Annotated in this window: 21 protein-coding genes; 11 read left to right on the top strand and 10 right to left on the bottom strand. The window is 35.4% G+C overall.

Annotation, left to right across the window (positions count from 1 at the left end; genetic code table 11):
* Positions 1 to 181: 181 nt before the first annotated feature.
* From purM to guaA, 5 genes are all read left to right on the top strand, one after another.
* Positions 182 to 1174 carry a phosphoribosylformylglycinamidine cyclo-ligase gene (gene purM / locus C1631_RS14680; RefSeq protein ID WP_109712998.1) on the top strand — a complete coding sequence of 331 codons (993 nt, stop codon included), beginning with the start codon at positions 182 to 184 and terminating at the stop codon, positions 1172 to 1174.
* 61 nt (positions 1175 to 1235) lie between these two features.
* On the top strand, positions 1236 to 1802 hold the full coding sequence (gene purN / locus C1631_RS14685) for a phosphoribosylglycinamide formyltransferase (protein WP_109713000.1): 567 nt from the start codon (positions 1236 to 1238) through the stop codon (positions 1800 to 1802).
* A gap of 167 nt (positions 1803 to 1969) precedes the next feature.
* Positions 1970 to 3487, top strand: coding sequence for a bifunctional phosphoribosylaminoimidazolecarboxamide formyltransferase/IMP cyclohydrolase (gene purH / locus C1631_RS14690; RefSeq protein ID WP_109713002.1), 1518 nt, complete (start codon positions 1970 to 1972; stop codon positions 3485 to 3487).
* 88 nt (positions 3488 to 3575) lie between these two features.
* Positions 3576 to 4814: a phosphoribosylamine--glycine ligase gene (purD, locus tag C1631_RS14695; RefSeq protein WP_109713004.1), complete on the top strand. Its 1239-nt coding sequence runs from the start codon at positions 3576 to 3578 to the stop codon at positions 4812 to 4814.
* A 161-nt stretch (positions 4815 to 4975) separates the two neighbouring features.
* Entirely contained in the window at positions 4976 to 6505 is a 1530-nt protein-coding gene (gene guaA / locus C1631_RS14700) for a glutamine-hydrolyzing GMP synthase (RefSeq protein WP_109713006.1), read from the top strand.
* Positions 6506 to 6562: 57 nt separating this feature from the next.
* Here guaA and C1631_RS14705 read toward each other — a convergent pair whose 3' ends face one another.
* Positions 6563 to 6865: a hypothetical protein gene (locus C1631_RS14705; protein ID WP_103250028.1), complete on the bottom strand. Its 303-nt coding sequence runs from the start codon at positions 6863 to 6865 to the stop codon at positions 6563 to 6565.
* A gap of 400 nt (positions 6866 to 7265) precedes the next feature.
* Here C1631_RS14705 and C1631_RS14710 point away from each other — a divergent pair, with 400 nt between their 5' ends.
* Positions 7266 to 8768 (top strand): bifunctional GNAT family N-acetyltransferase/carbon-nitrogen hydrolase family protein, encoded by a 1503-nt coding sequence (locus tag C1631_RS14710; protein WP_109713008.1) that lies wholly within the window; start codon positions 7266 to 7268, stop codon positions 8766 to 8768.
* A gap of 162 nt (positions 8769 to 8930) precedes the next feature.
* Here the strand turns inward: C1631_RS14710 and C1631_RS14715 are convergent, their stop codons facing one another.
* Complete coding sequence (locus tag C1631_RS14715; protein WP_109713011.1) at positions 8931 to 9584, bottom strand: DUF4890 domain-containing protein; 654 nt, start codon at positions 9582 to 9584, stop codon at positions 8931 to 8933.
* Positions 9585 to 9766: 182 nt separating this feature from the next.
* Positions 9767 to 9928: a hypothetical protein gene (locus C1631_RS24105; RefSeq protein WP_165828308.1), complete on the bottom strand. Its 162-nt coding sequence runs from the start codon at positions 9926 to 9928 to the stop codon at positions 9767 to 9769.
* 267 nt (positions 9929 to 10195) lie between these two features.
* On the opposite strand from C1631_RS24105, the gene C1631_RS14720 reads away from it, so the two are divergent.
* The 4 genes from C1631_RS14720 (at position 10196) to C1631_RS14735 (ending at position 14897) form a co-directional block, all read left to right on the top strand.
* The gene (locus C1631_RS14720) at positions 10196 to 11845 is read left to right on the top strand and encodes an ABC1 kinase family protein (protein ID WP_109713013.1); all 1650 of its coding nucleotides are present in this window, start codon (positions 10196 to 10198) and stop codon (positions 11843 to 11845) included.
* A 101-nt stretch (positions 11846 to 11946) separates the two neighbouring features.
* Positions 11947 to 12456, top strand: coding sequence for a hypothetical protein (locus C1631_RS14725; protein WP_109713015.1), 510 nt, complete (start codon positions 11947 to 11949; stop codon positions 12454 to 12456).
* Between the two features lie 152 nt (positions 12457 to 12608).
* On the top strand, positions 12609 to 13961 hold the full coding sequence (locus C1631_RS14730) for a DEAD/DEAH box helicase (RefSeq protein ID WP_109713017.1): 1353 nt from the start codon (positions 12609 to 12611) through the stop codon (positions 13959 to 13961).
* A gap of 90 nt (positions 13962 to 14051) precedes the next feature.
* Complete coding sequence (locus C1631_RS14735) at positions 14052 to 14897, top strand: DUF5829 family protein (RefSeq protein WP_103250237.1); 846 nt, start codon at positions 14052 to 14054, stop codon at positions 14895 to 14897.
* A 67-nt stretch (positions 14898 to 14964) separates the two neighbouring features.
* Here C1631_RS14735 and C1631_RS14740 read toward each other — a convergent pair whose 3' ends face one another.
* From C1631_RS14740 to C1631_RS14755, 4 genes are all read right to left on the bottom strand, one after another.
* Positions 14965 to 15621, bottom strand: coding sequence for a GDSL-type esterase/lipase family protein (locus C1631_RS14740; RefSeq protein ID WP_109713019.1), 657 nt, complete (start codon positions 15619 to 15621; stop codon positions 14965 to 14967).
* A gap of 65 nt (positions 15622 to 15686) precedes the next feature.
* Positions 15687 to 16148 (bottom strand): lipocalin-like domain-containing protein, encoded by a 462-nt coding sequence (locus C1631_RS14745; RefSeq protein WP_103250233.1) that lies wholly within the window; start codon positions 16146 to 16148, stop codon positions 15687 to 15689.
* Between the two features lie 256 nt (positions 16149 to 16404).
* Positions 16405 to 17568: an iron-containing alcohol dehydrogenase gene (locus tag C1631_RS14750; protein WP_109713021.1), complete on the bottom strand. Its 1164-nt coding sequence runs from the start codon at positions 17566 to 17568 to the stop codon at positions 16405 to 16407.
* 139 nt (positions 17569 to 17707) lie between these two features.
* A complete protein-coding gene (locus C1631_RS14755; protein WP_103249717.1) occupies positions 17708 to 18112 on the bottom strand; it encodes a winged helix-turn-helix transcriptional regulator in 405 nt (134 codons plus the stop codon).
* A gap of 99 nt (positions 18113 to 18211) precedes the next feature.
* On the opposite strand from C1631_RS14755, the gene lpdA reads away from it, so the two are divergent.
* Positions 18212 to 19612 carry a dihydrolipoyl dehydrogenase gene (gene lpdA, locus C1631_RS14760; protein WP_109713023.1) on the top strand — a complete coding sequence of 467 codons (1401 nt, stop codon included), beginning with the start codon at positions 18212 to 18214 and terminating at the stop codon, positions 19610 to 19612.
* Between the two features lie 157 nt (positions 19613 to 19769).
* On the opposite strand, the gene C1631_RS14765 is transcribed toward lpdA, so the two are convergent.
* From C1631_RS14765 to C1631_RS14775, 3 genes are read right to left on the bottom strand one after another with little or no spacing between them, the layout of a single operon-like run.
* A complete protein-coding gene (locus C1631_RS14765) occupies positions 19770 to 20375 on the bottom strand; it encodes a hypothetical protein (protein ID WP_109713025.1) in 606 nt (201 codons plus the stop codon).
* Positions 20376 to 20378: 3 nt separating this feature from the next.
* Positions 20379 to 21224: a hypothetical protein gene (locus C1631_RS14770; RefSeq protein WP_103249653.1), complete on the bottom strand. Its 846-nt coding sequence runs from the start codon at positions 21222 to 21224 to the stop codon at positions 20379 to 20381.
* Positions 21221 to 21526: a hypothetical protein gene (locus tag C1631_RS14775; protein ID WP_109713027.1), complete on the bottom strand. Its 306-nt coding sequence runs from the start codon at positions 21524 to 21526 to the stop codon at positions 21221 to 21223. Before C1631_RS14775 ends, C1631_RS14770 begins: the two co-directional genes overlap by 4 nt.
* Between the last annotated feature and the right edge of the window lie 47 nt (positions 21527 to 21573).

A 21573-nucleotide genomic window follows, 5' to 3' on the forward strand; every position in this document is an offset into this window, starting at 1 on the left:
GAAAATTGTGGGCTCTGAAATTCTGAGATAAAATAACGGCCGATAATCTGAAAAGATTGTCGGCTTTTTTGTTTTCCAAATTTGAATATAAAAAGTAAAAATATAAAAGATAAGAAGACATCAGATACCAGACGCTAATCATCAGAAATCTGAAATCCAATATCTAAAAACCTAAGCAGACATGAGCAACACTTACAAATCAGCAGGAGTAGACAAAGAAGAAGGGTACAAAACGGTTGACAAGATCAAAAAAGCAGTCGGGGAAACCCACAATTCAAATGTATTGAATCATTTGGGTAGTTTTGGCGCTTTTTATGAAATCGGAGGATATAAAAATCCTGTTCTTGTTTCAGGAACAGATGGAGTAGGAACAAAGCTGAAAGTAGCTTTGGATACCAAAAAATATGACTCTATCGGTATCGACTGTTTCGCAATGTGTGCCAATGATATCCTTTGCCATGGTGCAAAACCTTTATTTTTCTTAGATTATTTAGCTTGTGGAAAGCTTGATTCTGAAATTGCAGCAGAAATCGTTTTAGGAATGGTAAGTGCTTGTAAGGATAACAACTGTGCGTTAATTGGTGGCGAAACTGCCGAAATGCCGGGAATGTACCAGCCGGGAGATTATGATGTTGCAGGATTTTGTGTAGGAATCGTAGAAAAAGATCAGATCATTGACGGATCTGCGATTAAAGCAGGTAATAAAATTATTGCATTACCGAGCTCAGGATTCCACTCAAACGGATTCTCTTTAGTAAGAAAGGTATTCCCAAACTTTGAAGAAGAGTTTGAAGGAAAACCATTATATGAAACTCTTCTAGTTCCTACAAGACTATACTATAAAGATATCCATAAAGTACTGGAAGAAGTAAAAGTAAGCGGAATTGCTCATATTACCGGAGGCGGGCTTTATGAAAACGTTCCGAGAATCATTCCTGAAGGACTTTGTGCTTCTATTGACGAATCAAAAATCAGAATCCCTAGTGTCATGCTTGAACTTGAAAAGAGAGGTGGAGTCACACGTCAAGAAATGCACGGAACATTCAATATGGGGGTAGGAATGGTAATCGTTGTAGATGCTGAACATGCTGAAAAAATATTGCACCTTTTAGATGATGCTTACGAAATTGGAGAAATCACTGAAGGAGCAGAAAAAATCGATTTGAAATTTTAAATGACATCAGACACCAGACATCAGACTTTAAGTCTGAAATCTGATATCTAACATCTGAATAATGAAGAACATCGTTGTACTTGTATCCGGTTCAGGAACTAATCTGCAGAGAATCATTGATACCATTGAAGCTGGGGAAATCCAGAATGCAAAAGTATCTTTGGTAGTAGCTGACAGAGAATGTTTCGGACTGGAAAGAGCAAAGAATCATAATATAGAAAACATACTCATTCCAAGAGGAAAGAATTTCAGCAGTGAACTGGCTAAACTAATCCCTGAAAATACTGATCTTATCGTATTGGCAGGATTTTTATCCATCTTAAAATCTGAATTCTGTGAAAACTGGAATGGTAAAATAATCAATATTCATCCCGCTTTGCTTCCGAAATTCGGAGGAAAAGGAATGTGGGGAATGAATGTTCATAATGCCGTTATTGAAGCTAAAGAAACAGAGAGTGGGGCAACGGTACACTTTGTGACTCCTGGGATTGATGAGGGAGAAGCTATTCTTCAAAAATCATTTGAAATAACAGCCGATGACACTCCAGAAACATTAGCCCAGAAGGTTCATCAGATTGAATATGAAATATTTCCAATAGCGATCAATAAGGTCCTGGGAAATAAATAATGTACTGATAAGCAATGTAACAGTTTACCTATGTTGAAGGTATTACTGAATGGCTAGATTGATGCATTATTACATTAATAAAAAAATCTAAGTAAAATAAAAGTAATCCGGAAGTGAAAGACCCGGATACAGTTTGAAATAACTGTGAAAAGTAAAAATTGAAAGTAATGAGTAAAAAGAGAGTTTTAATCAGTGTTTCTGACAAGAGTGGATTAATTGAATTCGCGCAGTTTTTGGAAGCTCAAAATTATGAGTTGATCTCTACAGGAGGAACGTTCAAACATTTGAAAGACGCTGGTTTAAATCCCATTCAGATTGATGAGGTAACCAATTTCCCTGAAATGCTGGACGGAAGAGTGAAAACTTTACACCCTAAAGTTCACGGTGGTCTTTTAGCTGTTCGTAATAACGAAGAGCATATGAAGACCGTTCAGGAACATGGAATTGGTTTGATAGACATGGTTATCGTAAACCTTTACCCTTTCTTCGAAAATGTAAACAAAGACATTTCTTTACATGAGAAAGTAGAATTTATCGATATCGGAGGTCCTTCTATGCTTCGTTCTGCAGCGAAAAATTTTGACTCCGTGACAGTAATTACGGATGTAGAAGACTATACTACAGTAAAGCTGGAGATGGAGCAGAATGGTGACACTTATATTGAAACTCGTAAAAAACTTGCAGGAAAGGTATTCAACCTTACCTCTGCTTATGATGCTGCTATCTCAAGAATGCTTTTAGATGAAGAGTATCCTACCTATCTGAATGCGTCTTACAAGAAAGTATCCGATTTAAGATATGGAGAAAACCCTCACCAGACAGCTGCTTACTACGTTTCTACTTTTGAAAACGGTGCCATGAAAGACTTTGAGCAACTGGGAGGTAAAGAACTTTCTTTCAATAATCTTCGTGATATGGATCTTTGCTGGAAAGTGGTAACAGAGTTCAAGGAGGAAATGGCCTGTTGTGCTGTAAAACACTCTACTCCTTGTGGGGTAGCTATCGGAACTTCTGCATTAGAAACCTATCAAAAAACTTTCGAATGTGATCCGGTTTCTATCTTTGGCGGAATTGTTGCTATGAATTATAAAATTGATGCAGCAACAGCTGAAGAATTAAACAAAACATTCCTGGAGATCGTAATGGCTCCGGACTTTGATGAAGAAGCTCTTGAAGTTTTAAGAAAAAAGAAAAACCTTAGAATCATTAAAATCGTAAACCCTGTTTCTGATAAGAAGACATGGGTGAAAGTTGATGGTGGTATTTTGGTTCAGGATAATGACCTGCATTTCTCTGACGATATTAAAGTAGTTACTGAAACTCAACCTACGGAAGAGCAGAAGAAAGCTTTACTTTTCTCTCAGAGAGTGGTAAAATATGTAAAGTCAAATGCTATTGTAGTGTCCAACGGAATCCAGGCTTTTGGAATCGGAGGCGGACAGGTCAACAGAATCTGGGCTACTCAGCAGGCGATTGAAAGAGCTAAAGAAAAATTCGCAGGAGATTTAGTATTGGCTTCTGACGCATTTTTCCCTTTCCGTGATGTCGTAGATTTCTGCGCTCAGGAAGGTATCAAGGCAATTATCCAACCTGGTGGAAGTGTAAAAGATCAGGACAGTATAGAAGCTGCTAATGAACACGGTATTCCTATGATGTTTACCGGTGTTAGACACTTTTTCCACTAATTAAAATAGAATTAAAAAATAATTTGTGATTGTATTTATAGCATTCAAAATTATATATTTGTAAATTAGACTAGATAATAAATAAAGTATGAGAATATTAATCATAGGTGAAGGCGGTAGAGAATCTGCTTTAGCAGCAAAGCTTCAGAATGACCCAAGGATTTCCAAAATGTTTTTTGCTAACGGGAATGCGACTACCGATGTAATAGGAAAAAATGTTCATTTATCAGAAATCAAAGAACTTAGAGATTTCGCTATTAAAGAAAAGATTGATCTTACGATTGTAGGCCCTGAAGCTCCATTGGTAGCTGGTATCAAGGATGAATTCAAAAAACACGATCTTAAAGTTTTCGGTCCGAATCAGAAAGTAGCCAGCCTTGAAGGAAGTAAAGCTTTCTCTAAGAAGTTTATGCAAACCTATGATATCAAAACAGCTAAAGCGGTCGTATTTGATTCATATAACGAAGCTAAAGAATATGTGCAAAAACAACCATATCCTTTAGTAATCAAAGCAAGTGGTTTAGCAGGTGGAAAAGGAGTTGTTATTTGTGATAACCTTGAAGAAGCTGAAGCGACCATCCATGATTTCATGATCAGAAGAATCTATGGAGATGCTGGTATTCGTTTAGTTATCGAGGAATATTTACAAGGTTTTGAAGCTTCAATCATAGCGTTCTCGAATGGGGAAAAGCTTTTCCCTTGTATTGCTGCCAAAGATTATAAAAAAGCAGGAAACGGTGATACAGGACCTAATACTGGAGGTATGGGGTCAGTGGCACCAAGTCCGGAATTCACTCAGGAGCATTACGCTGATTTTGAGAAAAATATCCTTGAACCAACATTGAAAGGTCTTAAGGCTGAAGGATTTGGATTTAAAGGAATCATTTTCTTTGGACTAATGGTCACCAAAAACGGTGCTTACCTTCTTGAATACAACATGAGATTCGGAGATCCTGAAACTCAGGTATTGATGGCTCTTATGGAAAACAATCTTTTAGATGTTATCCAGGATTGTATGGAAGGAAAAGAAATCGAGCTTAAGTTTAAAAATGAGAAAGCAGTTTGTCTTGTAATGTGCTCAGGAGGATATCCAAGAAACTTTGAAACAGGCTATGAAATTGTAGGCGAAGACAAATTAAAGCACAGCAAATTATTATATGCAGGAGCTGCCAGAAAAGCAGACAAAGTAGTTTCCAATGGAGGTCGGGTACTGAACATTGTGGCTACCGGAGCTACTTATGAGGAAGCCCGCAAGAATGTTTACGAAGATGCAGGACATGTACATTTCGATTACGGCTTCTACAGAGAAGACATCGGAAAGTTTTAATAAAAATCACGAAAAAAGATTTGGAAAAATTCCAAGTCTTTTTTTGTAAAACAGTTAATATTAGAAATAAGAGTTCAGATTCTAGATTTCGGACTTCAGACCTAAAATCTGAAATCTGATGTCTGAAATCTGATATCTTTCAAACAAATCAATTATCAAAAATGAACAACGGTATTATTATTTTAGATTTCGGATCCCAGTACAACCAGCTTATCGGAAGAAGAATCCGTGAGATGGGGGTATACTCTGAAATCTTACCTTACAATACACCTTTACAAGATATCTTAGCAAAACAACCGAAAGGAATCATTCTTTCCGGAGGACCAAGCTCTGTGAACGCAGAAAATGCCCACCTTGTAGAAAAAGAATTATACGAACAGGGAGTTCCTGTTTTGGGAATTTGCTACGGAATGCAGATGACAGCTCACCTTTTAGGTGGAAAAGTAAATAAGGGAGAAAAAGGAGAGTATGGTAAAGCCAATCTTGAAATCGTTAAAGAAAGCTCTTTATTAAAAGGAGTTACTCAAAATTCTGTGGTTTGGATGAGCCACTTCGACGAAGTAGGAGATTTACCGGCAGGCTTTGAATTAAATGCAAAATCAGGGGTAATTGCTTCTATCTCTAATGAAGATAAGAAAATATTCTGCGTTCAGTTTCACCCGGAAGTTTCTCATACAGAAGAAGGAGGGAAAATGCTTGAAAATTTCGTTTTCGGCATCTGTAATTCAGAGAAAAACTGGAAACTGACCAACTATATCGAAAAAACAGTTGAGGAGATCCGTGAGAAAGTGGGAGACAACAAAGTAATCCTTGGACTTTCAGGAGGTGTAGACTCTTCTGTAGCCGCTGTTTTGATCCACAAAGCCATAGGTGATCAGTTGACTTGTATTTTTGTAGATACGGGATTATTGAGAAAGGACGAAGGCAAGAAAGTAATGGATCAGTATGGAGAGCATTTCCACATGAACATTAAGATGGTGGATGCTCAGGAAAGATTCCTTACAAAATTAGCTGGAGTAGACGACCCTGAAGCGAAGAGAAAAATCATCGGAAATGAGTTTATCCATGTTTTTGACGAAGAATCTCACAAAATAGAAGGCGCTAAATTCTTGGCTCAGGGAACCATTTACCCTGACGTTATTGAAAGTCAGTCTGTCAACGGACCCTCTGCTGTGATCAAGTCTCACCACAACGTTGGCGGACTTCCTGAAGATATGGAATTCGAATTATTAGAGCCATTAAGAGAGCTTTTCAAGGACGAAGTAAGAAGAGTAGGAGAAGAACTAGGAATTCCTCACCACCTGGTATACAGACACCCCTTCCCAGGTCCTGGATTAGGAATCAGAGTATTGGGAGCGGTAGATGCTGAGAAAGTAAGAATCCTTCAGGAGGCTGATGATATCTTTATTGAAGAATTGTATAAAAATGATCTTTACGAAAAAGTATCTCAGGCTTTCGTAGTATTACTTCCTGTAAAATCTGTAGGAGTAATGGGAGACGAAAGAACGTACGAATACACAGCGGTAGTTCGTTCTGCTAATACGATCGACTTTATGACAGCAACATGGAGCAGACTTCCTTACGAGTTCTTAGATACTGTTTCCAGCAGAATTATCAACGAAGTAAGAGGAATCAACAGAGTAGCTTATGATATTTCAAGCAAACCACCAGCAACCATTGAGTGGGAATAATTTTTGACTTGAATTTTATAGATATAAATCCTGCCCGTTTTGGGTGGGATTTTTTTGTTAAAATTGATGATCCGAAAAAATTTTAGAATAATCTTCGCTAAAGAAGAACATTCTAGCTATTCCGTCATATCTTGCAATGACAAACTTAATGTTTTCATGACATTGTTGTTTTATCAGGCAGAAGTCATCATGAATTTTTTGTGTTAGTTTCTTTACATCTTCAGTTCTTGCTATCTCATTTCTAAATCTATACAAACTAATTAAATCATCTATTGATAAGGTATGATCAGTAAATGAAATTTTAAAATTTTCCATTTTTGAATCGTATTCCTGAATTTTTTGGTAAATCAACTCTTCCATAATTTATAATATAATCCTGTCCTTAGATATTTTCTATTAAAATTGTTTCAATGAAGAAATGACAATTATAATATTGATTATAATTAACAAACAATAAGTTAGCTTGAATAATATATGCTTATGGAAAATAAGATAGTTTATAAATATTATTCCAGCTAAATATAAATAAACAAGGGTTTTAACTTCCTGAACATTTAATTCAGATACTGAAAACAAGTTTAAATTGTGTGAAAGATTGATTATTGAGGCTGGATAAAAGATTCTTATAACAAATATAATGGTAATGCTTATAATTAAGGTTACTGCGTAAGGCTTCATGTAAAAAAAAATAGAAATAAACTGGTTGTTTTTAAACTGTATTTGTACAATTTTTCCCTAAATTTAAGTAAAATTACATCAAATGCAAATAGAAACAAGACCTCTGACTGTTCAGGATTATGATGAGTTGGCGGAAACAATGAAAAGGGCATATCCACAGATGTCAGAATCAATATGGTCAAAGAAAAGTATTGAAAAACTAACGAGAATCTTTCCTGATGGGCAGATTTGTATTACCGTAGACGGAAAACTAGCTGCGGTAGCACTCTCTATTATCGTGAATTATGACGAATTCGGGGATGATCATACCTATGTTGATATTACAGGAAATTATACATTCAATACCCATTCATCAAAAGGAAACGTTTTGTATGGAATAGAAGTTTTTGTAGATCCTGAATACCGCGAACTGCGCCTTGGAAGAAGGCTTTATGATGCCCGAAAAGAACTTTGCGAATTATTGAACCTGAAATCCATCATCCTTGGTGGTAGAATTCCAAATTATCATAAATACAGCCACGAACTTTCTGCAAGAAATTATATCCGGAAAGTAAGAGATAAAGAGATCTATGATCCGGTATTGTCGTTTCAGCTTTCCAATAATTTTCTTCCCATCAAAATCCTGAAGAAATATCTTCCTGAAGATGAAGCTTCAAGGGAAAACGCTGTTCTCCTGCAATGGAACAATATATATTACAGCAAAAGCCCGAATACCATGCAGGATAGCATTATCCGTTTAGGGCTTGTCCAGTGGCAGATGAGAACCTTTAAAGATATTGAAGCCTTTTATGAACAGGTAGAGTTTTTTGTGAATGTGATGGGAGATTATAAATCTGATTTTGTCCTCTTCCCTGAACTGTTTAATACTCCTTTGCTGGCACCTTTCAACAACCTTTCAGAAAGAGATAGTATGATAGAACTGGCCAAGCTTACCGATCAGATTAAAGCAAAAATTTCTGAATTGGCTATCAGCTATAATGTCAATATTATTTCCGGAAGTATGCCTGTTTTTGAAAATAATGAATTATACAATGTGAGTTATCTTCTCCATCGTGATGGGCGAATGGATGAGTACAGAAAAATCCACATTACTCCGAATGAAAAGAGGTATTATGGAATGAAAGGCGGGAATGAAATTAAAGTTTTTGATACCGACTGTGGTAAAATAGGGCTGGTGATCTGCTACGATGTAGAATTTCCGGAATTACCAAGAATTCTTGCCGATCAGGGCATGAAAATATTATTTGTTCCCTACCTTACAGACACTCAGAATGCCTATATGAGAGTACGTCACTGTGCTGCGGCAAGAGCTATAGAAAATGAGTGCTATGTCGCAATTGCAGGCTGTGTCGGAAACCTTCCGAAAGTAAATAATATGGACATTCAGTTTGGCCAGGCTGCCGTATTTACTCCGTCAGATTTTGCGTTTCCGTCTAATGCCGTAAAAGGAGAGGCCACTCCGAACACAGAAATGACATTGATTGTAGATGTGGATTTAAACCTGTTAAAAGATCTCCACCATAACGGTTCAGTGCAGGTGATGAAAGACAGAAGGAAAGACTTATATGAAACTTATCTTAAATAAGAACACAACAAACAAGATACAGATGGGTTCAGAATTATTTCTGAACCCATCTTTTTCAGGGAGAATAGACCTTCACAAAAAAACAAGGCTACCTGAGAAAGGCAGCCTCGTCAAGAAAGACTTAGTTTGGGGAATAAGTGTCATGATGAATGAAAAATATATTTATTTGGATTGCACCTTTTTATTGTGTCTTACCGCATCAATCAACAATTGTTCATTGTTTTTATATATGGATATCTGAGATGGGCTTAAAATCGCTTCAAAATCCTTATCTACATTTTTAAACTGGTTGGTAATGATACGACGAGCCTCTTGATCGCTTGTTTTTCTTTTGCTTTTGTTGCGTTTATCCAAATCATTCTGCATGGCCTGAACACTTTTAAGATTGATGTCATATACTTGAGGGACTTGTTTGTCAGTAAGATCCAACAAAGGAACCATGACCAAAGTTCTGAAGTTGGCAAGCGCTTTTACTCTGTTTTTCTCAAATTGACTTTCCTGCTCTGGAGTAAGGATCTCTCTAAGAGCTTTGTCACGCTGAACCATAATTTCTATGAGCTCGCTGGTAATCGCTTTATTATTTAAAATATTAGAATTGTCACCTACTTTTTTATCAAGTGCATCAAGTGAATTAGCGGCAGCTTGGTTAAAGTATAATACTTTATTTTTTTGATTATCAGTAAGACCTAAGTAATCCAAATTAGCGGTCATAGATTCTGCAACTGTGCTTACGGAAGCAACCTGTGCTCTTAAAGATGAACCGGTGATCATAGAAAATACTATAATGGAGCCGGCTGAAATAATTTTTCTTAGCATGATTTGTGATGTTTTATTATACTACTGTTTCTGTTTCAAAAGTAAGGTGCCTTGAAAAAATCTATATTATCTGAAAATCTTTTTTTATGGTCCTGTACTCTCCAAATAATGAGCATAAAAAAATCCGAAGAACAGTTCTTCGGATTAATATAGCCCTTTCAGGCAGAAATATAATTTCGATATTACATATACTGTGGGCACACAACGGCCGGACAAATAAGTCTGGGACATCTTGGCCTTCCATCAGTTGGGCAGCATTCATTCGAGCAACCGATAATGATACCGTTTCCTGAAATTCCTTTTAATTGCTCTCTTGATAGTTTGTTGTTACGTAAATTTTTCATGTTGTAATACTTTTATTGGTTTGTTTTAATGTTTGTACAGTGTAAATATAGAAAAATATATTATAGGTTAAGATAAGTGATGTTTTTTATTATTATGTTTATTTTAAATAGTGCTGAGAAGATGTTTTTTGTTATTATATTCTTAATTAAATAGGGTGTTGTTGGCATTTTTTTCTGATAAAATTAGGTTTAATGATCCTTTCATACAGAATAAAAATAGTATTGGGAATAGTTTTTGGAGTAAATTGCACTTACTATTGATACATTATGTTTGACAAGCAGCAAAGAAAACTGAAAAGATCTGCCAGATTGATTTCCGTACTAAGTAAATATGGGTTTAAAGATCTGTTGGCGAGAATGAACGGAGGAAATAAGCAAGAGGAAGTCCCCGGAAATTCTGATGAAGTCGTTTCGAAAGGTACAGTTTATGAAAGGATCAGACTGGTTCTTGAAGAATTGGGACCTACCTTCGTAAAACTGGGACAGTCATTCAGTAACAGGGAAGATCTGTTACCACCGGAATTGATTCAGGAATTGCAGAAACTTCAGGATAAAGTGGATGCAGTAGACATGGATGTTGAAGAAGCTCTGGAGAATGAGTTCAATATTTCCGTAAAAGACTATTTCCTGGAAATTCAAAAAGAACCTTTAGCTACAGCTTCCATTGCTCAAGTATATAAGGCTGTTTTGAATGATGGAAGTCCGGTGATTCTAAAATTGAGAAAACCAGATGTACAATCTGTCATTGAAGATGATTTACTTTTAATAAAGGATCTTGAAAAACTCATATCTGCTTATTCCGAGATAGGAGAGAAGTTGAATCTGAAGCAGGCTATTTCCACTTTTGAAAGATCATTATTGGAAGAAGTTTCATTGATCAACGAAAAAAATAATATCCAACAATTTCGTCTTAATTTTAAAAATAATAAAGAAACTTACGTTCCAAAAGTATATGAAGAGCTTTCCAACAACAATATTCTTTGTATGGAATTCATTGATGGGATCAAGGTTACAGATAAATCTGTTCTTTTGGCTAATGATATTGATCCTGTAAAAGTTTCTGAAGGAGGGCTAAGGCTGTTCGTGTCTCAAATTTTAGATTACGGTTTTTTTCATGCAGATCCACACGCAGGAAATATTCTGGTAAAAAGAGATGGAAAAGTAGTTTTTATTGATTTTGGAGCGGTAGGAAAGATTCAGCCCAATGATAAAGAAATTCTCGAAAGCCTTATTGTAAGCTTTGTTGCCAAAAATCCACATAAGATTGTACGTTATTTAAAGAAGATGGCTATAAGCTATGAAATTCCTGATGAAAGAAGATTTGAAAATGAGGTAGAGGATATTTTAAACTTTGTCCATAGCTCATCTTTGCAAGATATCAATGTTCAGGTCATTATCAATAAAATGAAGGATATTCTGAAGGAAAACAGGTTATATATGCCTGATTATTTCTATCTTTTATTCAAAGGAATAAGCCTGATAGAAGGGGTCGGTCGAAATATTAATCCTGATCTTGATATTGTCAAAAGTCTTCATCCATACACTAAAAAGATTTTCACCAGGAAAATCAGCCCTAAAAATCTTTTAAAGACAGGGATGGACAGGATGATGAATTTTACAGATAACGTAGATGAAATACCAAGAGAACTGCGTTCTGTTTTACAAAAATTAGATGAAAATAAGTTCACTGTTTCAAGTGAAATCAAAAATATAGAAAAGACCAACCAACTGATCAAGTCAAGCGTAATCAATTTGATTCTGGCTATGATTCTTGGAGCCAATATCATTGCGACATCCATTGTTTTTACATCCGAATCCGGACCAAGGATAGGAGAGTTGTCATTGGTTGCCGTTTTAGGGTTTGTTTTTTCAATCATTCTGGTTTTAATACTGTTGCTCAGAGTTACGAGAAAGTAAAGAAGTAACCAGTTGTTTTTTTTCAGGTCTTCAGATAGGTAATTTTAATTTTACATTTCGACCCCTGAATTTATATTGTAAATCAAAAAAACAAAATAACAATGAAAACACTTATTATCGCAGCGCTGATCTGCTGTAGTCCATTTGTAATTGCACAGGAAAAAAATGAAGGAAATATCTCAGGAGACTTTGATGGTAACGGAACAAAGGAATATGCCTATACTAAAGTCAGTGACTGTACAGATGAATGTGACGGAAAATGTGAAACCACCGTTTATTTTAGTGATAAAACGATAAAGCCATTTACTGTTTCTCCAGCTTATGACGGGAAGTTGTATAATCTGGGAGACCTTAACGGAGACGGAAAAGATGAAATTGGTATTTATCCGGGATGGTGCACAAGTTGCTGGCGTGGTTTCCTTGCTTACACATCAGGTAAAACAGGATGGAAACTATTGGTACCTTCTATTTCTACACACTGCAATCAGTGGGAAGAAGATCAGTTTCCCATCAAAAAAGATCCTAAAATAAAGGGAAATGTAATCATTACCTCAAGTGAATGGAAAGATGATGATATTAAAATTACAAGCAAGAGTGTTAAGGTAAACTAAAAATTGAAAAAGGAGAATTGAAAGTTGAAAATTTAGGGATGTATCTTTAAAGTGGGTATGCAGATACGAACCTCAGGTGCATAAAATCTTTGAAATCTGCCACCTTTTCACTTCCATTTTCCATTATACAGATTAATACCTATCTTTGCAAAATGGAAAAACTCACTTTTGCAGATTTTGACCTGCCGGTTAAAATTCTCGATGTTTTAGCGGATCTGGAATTATTTGAACCTACACCTATTCAGGAGAAAAGCTTAAAGCCTATTCTTTCCGGAAGAGATGTAATGGGGATTGCACAAACCGGAACCGGGAAAACATTAGCTTACCTTTTACCCGTTCTTAAAACATGGAAATACAGTAAAACTGGAAATCCAACTGTTTTAGTGCTTGTTCCTACAAGAGAATTGGTGGTGCAGGTAGCTGAAATCCTTGAGAAACTGACAGAAAACATTACTGCAAGAGTAATCGGAATATACGGAGGAAAAAATATCAATACTCAGAAATTGTTATTCAATGACGGTTGTGATATTTTAGTGGGAACACCTGGTAGAGTAATGGATCTTGCGATTGATAATGCAATTTCCCTGAAAGAAGTTCAGAAATTAATCATTGATGAATTTGATGAAATGCTTAATTTAGGTTTCAGACCACAACTAAGCCATATTTTTGAAATGATGAAGGAAAAGAGACAAAATATTTTGTTCTCTGCAACCATGACAGAAGCGGTAGATGAAATGCTGGACGTTTATTTTGCCAATCCGGTAGAAATTTCATTGGCGAAGTCAGGAACGCCACTCGCAAAGATTGAGCAGACAGGTTATAAAGTTGAAAACTTTAATACTAAAATCAACCTTCTTGAGCATTTGTTGAAGAATGATGCAGATATGTCTAAGGTTTTGATTTTTAATAATAATAAAAGACATGCTGACCTTCTTTTTACCAAAATTGATGAGCTTTTCCCTGGGCAGTTTGATGTGATTCACTCCAATAAATCTCAGAATTACAGACTTAAAGCGATGAAGAGTTTTGAAAATGAAGAGATCAGAGGATTGATTACTACTGACGTAATGGCGAGAGGTCTTGATATTTCAAACGTTACTCATGTCATCAACTTCGAGACACCGGATATTCCTGAGCAATATATTCACAGAATTGGGAGAACAGGTAGAGCTGATAAAGAAGGGAAAGCACTTACATTTGTTACCAAAAAAGAAGAGCCTTCCATTCTTGATATTGAATTGTTAATGGATAAAGAATTAAAATTCAATGATTTCCCTGAAGAGGTAAAAATAAATCCTAATAAAATCGCTTCTGAAAAAGATGAAGTGGTGATGAAAAACCCGGCACAGGTAAAACTGAATGAAGGTGGGGGAGCTTTCCATGAGAAAAAGGCCAAGAATACAAAAGAAAACTGGGGTGGTCCATCCAAAAGAAAGGCACCTAAGAAGTTTGGAGCCAACAGAGCTCAACAGAAAGCAATATCTAAATCCAAGAGAAAGAAATAGTCGTTAGTGGCTCTTAAAGCAGGAAATTATTTCTGCTTTTTTTGTTTTAGTGTACGTGTTTGAAAATAACAATTTATAGCTGATTGTGAGATGGGCAGATATTTTTTTATCATTTTTCTTATTGCATTCGGAAACAAAGTCTTTGGACAGAACGAAGCTTTAAAAGTGAATCATATTTATTTTGTACTGGATTCTGTTTCGTTTAACGAAATCAGGGGAAGTGAACAATTAGCAAAATGGAGCAGCCTGGATAAAGGACTTCCTGATTTTCTGCCGATAAACCAGCAAAGTACCACATTATATTTGCGTGGAAAATCAACATATATTGAAGTAATGGGACCTGATAACAGATTCGGGGAAAAAGTAGGTTCTGTAGGAATTGGCTTTTCCTGGGATACGTCGGGAACATTTTCTGATGATATTGGAAAAAAATTAAAAAACAATGACCTTGTATTCAGCAAAAATCATGCAATGTGGAATTTTGCGGGGAAAGAAGTACTATGGTATTCTGCTTACTCTACAGCTTTACAGGGAAGTATTGCCACATGGTATGCTTTCTATAACCAGGAATTTTTAACCCGGTTATACCATAAAAAATATCAGTTTTTTACAAGGGAAGCTTTTTTGGAAAGAATATTTGATCAGAAAAGAGAAATTACCGATCTCTCAGCCATCGTTCTTAACTGTAATACTGAAGATTACGATAAGCTGACGAAAGAACTGGATAGCTTTGGAATCAAACCCGCCACCAAACATAAAGATTCTGTTGTTTTTCAGATATATTCAGTCCGGATTACGATTATTCTGACCCCAAATAAAACATCTGGCATAAAAGAGCTGAGGCTAAAAACAAAAAATAAATTGAATAAAAGCTTCAAATTGGGAAAAGTAAACTTCAGGAATGATGGCAAAGAGTTGATAATGACATTCAATTGAGTTTATTCATCAAAAACCTTTTAAATAGCTTGTAAAAATAGAGCCCTCCAGGTGAGGGCTCTATAGGTTATTTCAAATAAGGGTAAATCACCTTAGTCCAGATTTTGTAGCCCTCCGGAGTTAAGTGGAGCATATCTTGAAGGAAAATATCTCTTCTTACATTTCCTTTGGAATCTTCCATTGCCTTGGTAATATCAATAAACTTTGAATTCGGCTGTTTTTTCATAAAAGCAGCAATCTTTTTATTAGCTTCTTTCATTTGAGGCCAAAGTACCTCTCTGCTCGGAGAAAATTTTATCGAAATGTAATCCACCTCAATGGTAGGGAATTTTTCACGCACTTTTTTATAGAAAGTTATATAACGCTGTACAACTTCGTTTGCCTTTAATTCATGATCATCAGCAAAATCATTGTCTCCACAGTAAATAATAATCTGCTTAGGTTGATAAGGCGTTAAAAGATCATCAGCAAAATCATTAAGATCAGTAAGCCGTGAACCTCCAAAACCTCTGTTGATAATAGTTTTATCCGGGAAATAACTGGCTACGTCCGTCCATTTGGTAAAAGATGAACTTCCAAGCAGTAGAATCGCATTTTTGGGTGGTGGATTTTGTTGGTCTTCTTTTTTGAAATTCTGGATGTCTTCCCAGAACATCGGCTTTTTCTCTTGTGAAAAGGCAATAGTAAAACACAGCACCAGAAATGCTGACAGAATCTTCTTCATTATTTTCAGATTTAAAATTGAAAGTAAAAGTAATAAAAAACTCCCGATTGACGGGAGTTTAGTATTTATCTTTTGTAAGTAATATAAGTTATATCAGGGATTTTATCACCATCCTGGTCATAGTTTCCAAATTGCTGTGCCAATCTCAGGTCACGACTGGTAAGGATATCAACTTTGAAGTTTCTGTTATCATCATTATTAAATTTAACACCCAGAATTTTGACATCCGGATCATAGGTGTACTTCCCCTCATTTTTTTCAGACATTTTGCAATCTGCCCCGGTTCCCGTGTACGCTGTATAGCTTACATAAAAATCAGTTCTGAAAAAAAGTGTATTTTTTGTTGAACATCCCGTTGGAGTAGAAGAAGAAAGCACTGTTTTATTATCTTTTCCGGAAATAACTTCTGTCTTAACCTCTTTCCAATCTCCTTTCATCATATCCATTTCGTAAGCCTGAAGATCGTCATCTTTACAAGAAGTAAGTGCTAAAGCAGAAAAGGTAAATAAAAGTAGCTGTTTTTTCATTTTCACAAATTTAAGAATATGCTAAAATATAAATAAATTTGAAATATCCGTAATGAAATACGTATTTTCTAAACGAATGTTTATAAATTAAATAATTTTGAAAGAGAAAAATGTTTTGAGCAAGGACGTTTAGGAAATTATTAAGATAAAAGGTTCATCTTATCTATCAAGAAAAGCGGGCTTTAGCCCGCTTTCCCATAAATTATCTTGAGTCAATATTTTAAGTCTCAAATTTTAAACACTCAGTTTCTTATTTCTAATAACTCATTTCCACAATCTTATAAGCATCCTGAGGAGTCAGTTTTTTATATTCCCCAAGACCAAGCCATTTTCTGTCTGTAAAAGCTTTTTCAACCCTTTCGGCAGTACCTGTATAATCTTCTGTATACTCAGAAAGTTTAGTTTTAATATGCAGACTGTGGAAGAATTCTTCCATCTTTTTAATTCCTGATTCTGCTTTTTCTTCTAGTGTTCCCTCTTTAATTCCCCAAACTCTTTCAGCATACTGAGCGAGTTTTCCTTTTTTATCTTCAAAATTGTAACGATAGTGAGAAGGAGCAATGATTGCCAATGTTCTGGCATGATCGATTCCAAAATAAGCTGTTAACTCATGTCCCATTGCGTGTACTGCCCAGTCCGTGATTACTCCCTTCTGGATAAGCCCGTTCAATGCCATGGTACAACACCACATAAAGTTTCCGGCAGCATCATAATCGAAATCATCAGCCAATACTTTTGGAGCCGTTTCCTGAAGACTGATCAGGATACTTTCCGCAATTCTTTCCTGAAGATCAGCAGAAGATGGAGCCGTCATATATTGTTCCAGAACATGGGTATACGCATCGGTAATACCATTTACAATTTGATTTTTAGGAATAGATCTGATGACTTCGGGATCCAGAACGGAAAACTGAGGGAATAGACCGGGACCTCCTGAAGAAAGCTTTTCATTCGTTTCTCTTCTTGAAATAACATATCCCGAGTTCATTTCCGAACCGGTAGCAGGAAGGGTCAGAATACTTCCGAATGGCATTCCTTGTCCTTCGAATGTTCGCACCTGGTTTCTCAGGATATCCCATGGTTCACCCTCATAGTTGGCAGCTGCAGAGATAAATTTTGTACCATCAATTACAGATCCACCACCTACAGCAAGAAGATAAGTGATATTTTTTTCCTTAATAAAGTCTAGTGCGTTGATTAGAACTTCATACTCAGGATTAGCCGGAACACCACCAAATTCATAGAGTTTATGATCTTTCAAAGCATCTTTTACCTGATCGTAAACACCATTGTTTTTGATGCTTCCACCACCGTAGATCATTAATATCGTTGCATCTTTGGGAATTTCTTTGGAAATTTTAGCGATCTCGCCTTTCCCAAAAAGTATTTTTGTAGGATTTTTAAACTCGAAATTAAGCATTGTACTTTTATTTATTTACTTCAAATGTACGGAATGAAAAAGAAAATCTGAGTTAATGAAATTTTAAAATTACTATAGCTTAATTTCATGAAAGCTATTGAATAATTTCTGCCGTACCAAGCCGGGTGTACATTGATATTTAACTTCCGGAAAGATAAGATTTTGCTCTTTTTATAAAATCATCTTTGTCCCTTTTGATATTTTCTACCAGTTCTTTCCTTTCATCAGGAATGGTCAGATATTTATCTCCCCACAAGTTAATTTCAACAATCAGAGGAATAAGATCAATCCCTTTTTCAGTAAGAAAATAAATTACCTTAAGTTTATTTTCCGGATGATTTTTTTTGTCAATAATGCCGTTTTCCAGAAGATGCTGAAGTCTTGCTGCCAGAATATTGGAGGCAATCTTTTCATCAGCTTTTTGAAGTTCTCCGTACGTACACTCTCTTTTGATCATCAGATCCCGTATAATTAATAATGACCATTTATCCCCCCAGATTTCCAGAGAGCAACTGATAGGACAGTCTGATCTTTTTTTACTCATGATGTTAATATTTTTAAAATACTTGCAAATCGAAAGTGTTTGTTTTAAATTTGCTTTTATTTTGCAAGTAAAATTAATCATAAAAAATTAATAAATCAAATGGAACATTATGATATAGCCGTAATTGGCTCTGGACCAGGAGGATATGTAGCTGCTATAAGAAGTGCACAGCTGGGTTATAAAACTGTAATTATAGAAAAGTATGATACACTGGGAGGAACATGTACCAATGTAGGATGTATTCCAACCAAAGCTCTACTGGACAGTACCCATCATTATGCAGAAGCAGAACATCAATTCAACGAGCATGGGATAAAGTTGGACAAGATTGAACTTGACTTCTCACAAATGTACAGGAGAAAAGCAGAGGTAGTCTCCAAAAATACCGGAGGTCTCAATTTTTTAATGAATAAAAATAATATTACCCGGCTGAAAGGAACAGCAGGTTTCGTTAATAATTCTACTTTGAAAATTGTAAACGAGTCTGAAACAAAACAACTTACAGCGAAGTATTATATCATCGCGACAGGATCAAAACCTTCAAGTATTCCAGGAGTGGAAATTGATAAGAAAAGAATCATTACTTCTACGGAAGCATTGTCTTTACAAGAAAAACCGGAATCAATGGTGATTATTGGTGGTGGAGTAATTGGTGTAGAAATGGCATCCATTTTCAACCGTATTGGAACAAAAGTGACCATTCTTGAATATGCTGATCATCTTATTGCCACAATGGACCATGAACTGGGAAAAAATCTTCAGAAAATCTTGAAAAAAGAAGGAATTGATATCCGTCTTAATCAAGCTGTTTATAGAACTGAGAATGTGGACTCTGGAGCTAAGGTGTTTTTTAAAGATAAAAACGGAGCAGAAGGAGAGTTAGATGCAGAGTATATTTTGGTAGCAGTAGGAAGAAGCCCTTATGTAAAAGGTCTCGGTCTTGAAAATACAGACGTACAGCTTGACGAGAGAGGATTTATTAAAGTGGATGAAAATAGACGGACATCAGCTTCCCATATCTATGCGATTGGCGATGTTATCGGTGGGGCAATGCTGGCTCATAAAGCTGAAGAAGAAGGTGTCTTTGTAGCAGAAACCATTAACGGGCAAAAACGGCACATTCATTACAACAGAATTCCTTCTGTAGTGTATACGTGGCCTGAAGTAGCTTCAGTAGGGTACACAGAAGAATATCTCAAGAAAAATAACATTACGTACAATATTGGGAAATTCCCGTTTTCTGCCAGCGCAAGGGCCCGGGCTTCAATGGATATGGAAGGTTTTGCAAAAGTCCTGGTAGATCCGAAATATGGAGAAGTGCTGGGGGTCCATATCATTGGTGCGAGAGCTGCTGACCTTATTGCACAAGGTGTGATTGCTCAGGAATATGAAGTGACTGCTGAAGATATGTTCCGGATCTCATACGCGCACCCAACTTACTCAGAAACATTGAAAGAAGCATATTTGATTGCCTCCGGCCAGGGAGCTATAAACATATAAACAAAGAAGAACCTGGAGATTTTTTTAATTGCCACGCATGCATGAATAATTTTATTAATGAATTCGTGGCAATTAAAAATATAATGATAAGGATAGGCAGGCTCTGTCTTAGATGGAAAATAAGTGTATTTCCAAAAACAAATGTTTTGTTAGCTTGCTATAAAGTAGAACAATCCTCATTTTTTGAGTATATTCCTTTGCTTTTGGCTTCGAGTTTTCCTGTTTTTCTATTGATAGTAATCAGAAAAGCTTCTTTGATTACAGGGCAGCCTTTAGATTGCAAAGCGTATAAATAGATATGGCGGTCATCAATTTTGTATGCTCCGGTAAATCTATTTTTTGTATCTATTGAATACCCATAAGTTTTCGCAATCAAAAGAGCTTCCGGAAGATTGTCCACGGTTCCGATAAAATTTCTTAACTGCTGCTCATCAGAAAAATAAACAGACCTCTCTTTTTTACAGGCAAGAATGTATGAAAAGCAATTATTACCGATACATTTCTGGAAAAACCCTTTTTCAGGAGTAGGTTCATTAATCGTCATGAAATCCGGTGCCTGACTTTCGTAGATCACAGCTTTTTCATAATCAGTATCATTGCTCAGTACCCGCCAGTACGAATAATCTTTATCCGGAACAATAAAGGGATACAAATAATCAACAGTATCCATAATATCCGGGATCTTTTTGTAATCATCGGGAACCTTGATCTGGGAAAAAAACAGATTAGAGATGACTAGAGAAAATGCAATGATGATTTTCATAAATTAATTTTCTTTTTTTCTTACTTCTCTTGTTTCTCTTTTCAAATGGTCAATTTGTTTATTAAGTTTTAATAAATTACTTTTTATACTTCTTTTAAAATTAGCTGTATTATTATATCCTTTTTTAACTCTTCTTGTATACCCTTCAACTGATGGAGTTTTTGCTAAAGCATAGTCCCCTTTTACAGTTACAACACCTGCCAAATTTCTCACACTATTTCCTACTTTTTGCAAAGCAGCAGACATAGGGGTCTTTATCACCATGGCAGGAACATTTATGTAGTTATTTTCTATTGCAACTATTTGTACAAAATCCTTGAGAACTGGCGTACTAATCTCAAGAGATTGAATACTATCAATATTGTTTAAATCTATTATTGATAAATCATTAAATTTTTTAATAATTTTTTTCGAACGTAATAGATCCCATTTAATTTGGTATTTTTTATTTAGAGAATCTATTTTTTGATTTAGATGAATTCTACTTCTGTTTTTTAAAAAAATGTCAATTAAATATATAGTATCATTAATAAGATAATCGTTAGGTTGTAACATGATTACTAATTCAATAACATTATTTTGCCCAATGGCTGTTTTGTTTATCCAGCTTGTAAAAATCGGTTCTTGAATAGTGGTAGGATTTTGAATAATTCGAATTGCCTTATGATTACCATATAAAGCTGAAAAAATAGGATTTCCATCTATTATTTCTTCATTGTTTCTATATTGATTAATTACATACTCTTTAAAGTCTGAATTAATGTTCCAAAGAACATCATTCCAAAAAGATTTAGCAAGATTATAATCTTCTTTAGATTTTAAAAAATTTTTATGCTCTGATAATTTCATATAAATGCTTCACCTTTAAAAACTTCTGTATCAACTCTTTCCTTTCCAAATACAATATAGCTTTTAGAAAATATTTTATCTCCATCAACTTTTATACCTCCATTAGAATTAGCTACTGTGATCATTTTTTTAGTTTTCTCAAATACTTTTTTTCTAATGTTTAATTCTCTCCGGGGGATCTTTGTCTTTAATTTTTCGATAAGTTTTAACGATTCATCAAGTTCTATCCCTTTTTCTTGAGCCCAAGACTCAGATTCTTCTAATTTCTTTCCTTGAGCTTGAAATCTTCCACGGTTATTCATAAGTTATTACTATGAAATCAAATATATAAAAAGATTTATCATCATTT

This window comes from Chryseobacterium phosphatilyticum, assembly GCF_002899825.2.
GTDB lineage: Bacteria > Bacteroidota > Bacteroidia > Flavobacteriales > Weeksellaceae > Chryseobacterium > Chryseobacterium phosphatilyticum.

Coding starts and splice junctions, on each gene's coding strand:
- purN (WP_109713000.1), top strand. CDS start 1,236: ATGAAGAACATCGTTGTACTTGTATCCGGTTCAGGAACTAATCTGCAG.
- C1631_RS24105 (WP_165828308.1), bottom strand. CDS start 9,928: ATGAAAAATTTACGTAACAACAAACTATCAAGAGAGCAATTAAAAGGA.
- lpdA (WP_109713023.1), top strand. CDS start 18,212: ATGGAACATTATGATATAGCCGTAATTGGCTCTGGACCAGGAGGATAT.
- C1631_RS14715 (WP_109713011.1), bottom strand. CDS start 9,584: ATGCTAAGAAAAATTATTTCAGCCGGCTCCATTATAGTATTTTCTATG.
- C1631_RS14710 (WP_109713008.1), top strand. CDS start 7,266: ATGCAAATAGAAACAAGACCTCTGACTGTTCAGGATTATGATGAGTTG.
- purH (WP_109713002.1), top strand. CDS start 1,970: ATGAGTAAAAAGAGAGTTTTAATCAGTGTTTCTGACAAGAGTGGATTA.
- C1631_RS14775 (WP_109713027.1), bottom strand. CDS start 21,526: ATGAATAACCGTGGAAGATTTCAAGCTCAAGGAAAGAAATTAGAAGAA.
- C1631_RS14720 (WP_109713013.1), top strand. CDS start 10,196: ATGTTTGACAAGCAGCAAAGAAAACTGAAAAGATCTGCCAGATTGATT.
- C1631_RS14755 (WP_103249717.1), bottom strand. CDS start 18,112: ATGAGTAAAAAAAGATCAGACTGTCCTATCAGTTGCTCTCTGGAAATC.
- purD (WP_109713004.1), top strand. CDS start 3,576: ATGAGAATATTAATCATAGGTGAAGGCGGTAGAGAATCTGCTTTAGCA.
- C1631_RS14770 (WP_103249653.1), bottom strand. CDS start 21,224: ATGAAATTATCAGAGCATAAAAATTTTTTAAAATCTAAAGAAGATTAT.
- C1631_RS14765 (WP_109713025.1), bottom strand. CDS start 20,375: ATGAAAATCATCATTGCATTTTCTCTAGTCATCTCTAATCTGTTTTTT.
- C1631_RS14705 (WP_103250028.1), bottom strand. CDS start 6,865: ATGGAAGAGTTGATTTACCAAAAAATTCAGGAATACGATTCAAAAATG.
- C1631_RS14730 (WP_109713017.1), top strand. CDS start 12,609: ATGGAAAAACTCACTTTTGCAGATTTTGACCTGCCGGTTAAAATTCTC.
- purM (WP_109712998.1), top strand. CDS start 182: ATGAGCAACACTTACAAATCAGCAGGAGTAGACAAAGAAGAAGGGTAC.
- guaA (WP_109713006.1), top strand. CDS start 4,976: ATGAACAACGGTATTATTATTTTAGATTTCGGATCCCAGTACAACCAG.
- C1631_RS14740 (WP_109713019.1), bottom strand. CDS start 15,621: ATGAAGAAGATTCTGTCAGCATTTCTGGTGCTGTGTTTTACTATTGCC.
- C1631_RS14725 (WP_109713015.1), top strand. CDS start 11,947: ATGAAAACACTTATTATCGCAGCGCTGATCTGCTGTAGTCCATTTGTA.
- C1631_RS14735 (WP_103250237.1), top strand. CDS start 14,052: ATGGGCAGATATTTTTTTATCATTTTTCTTATTGCATTCGGAAACAAA.
- C1631_RS14745 (WP_103250233.1), bottom strand. CDS start 16,148: ATGAAAAAACAGCTACTTTTATTTACCTTTTCTGCTTTAGCACTTACT.
- C1631_RS14750 (WP_109713021.1), bottom strand. CDS start 17,568: ATGCTTAATTTCGAGTTTAAAAATCCTACAAAAATACTTTTTGGGAAA.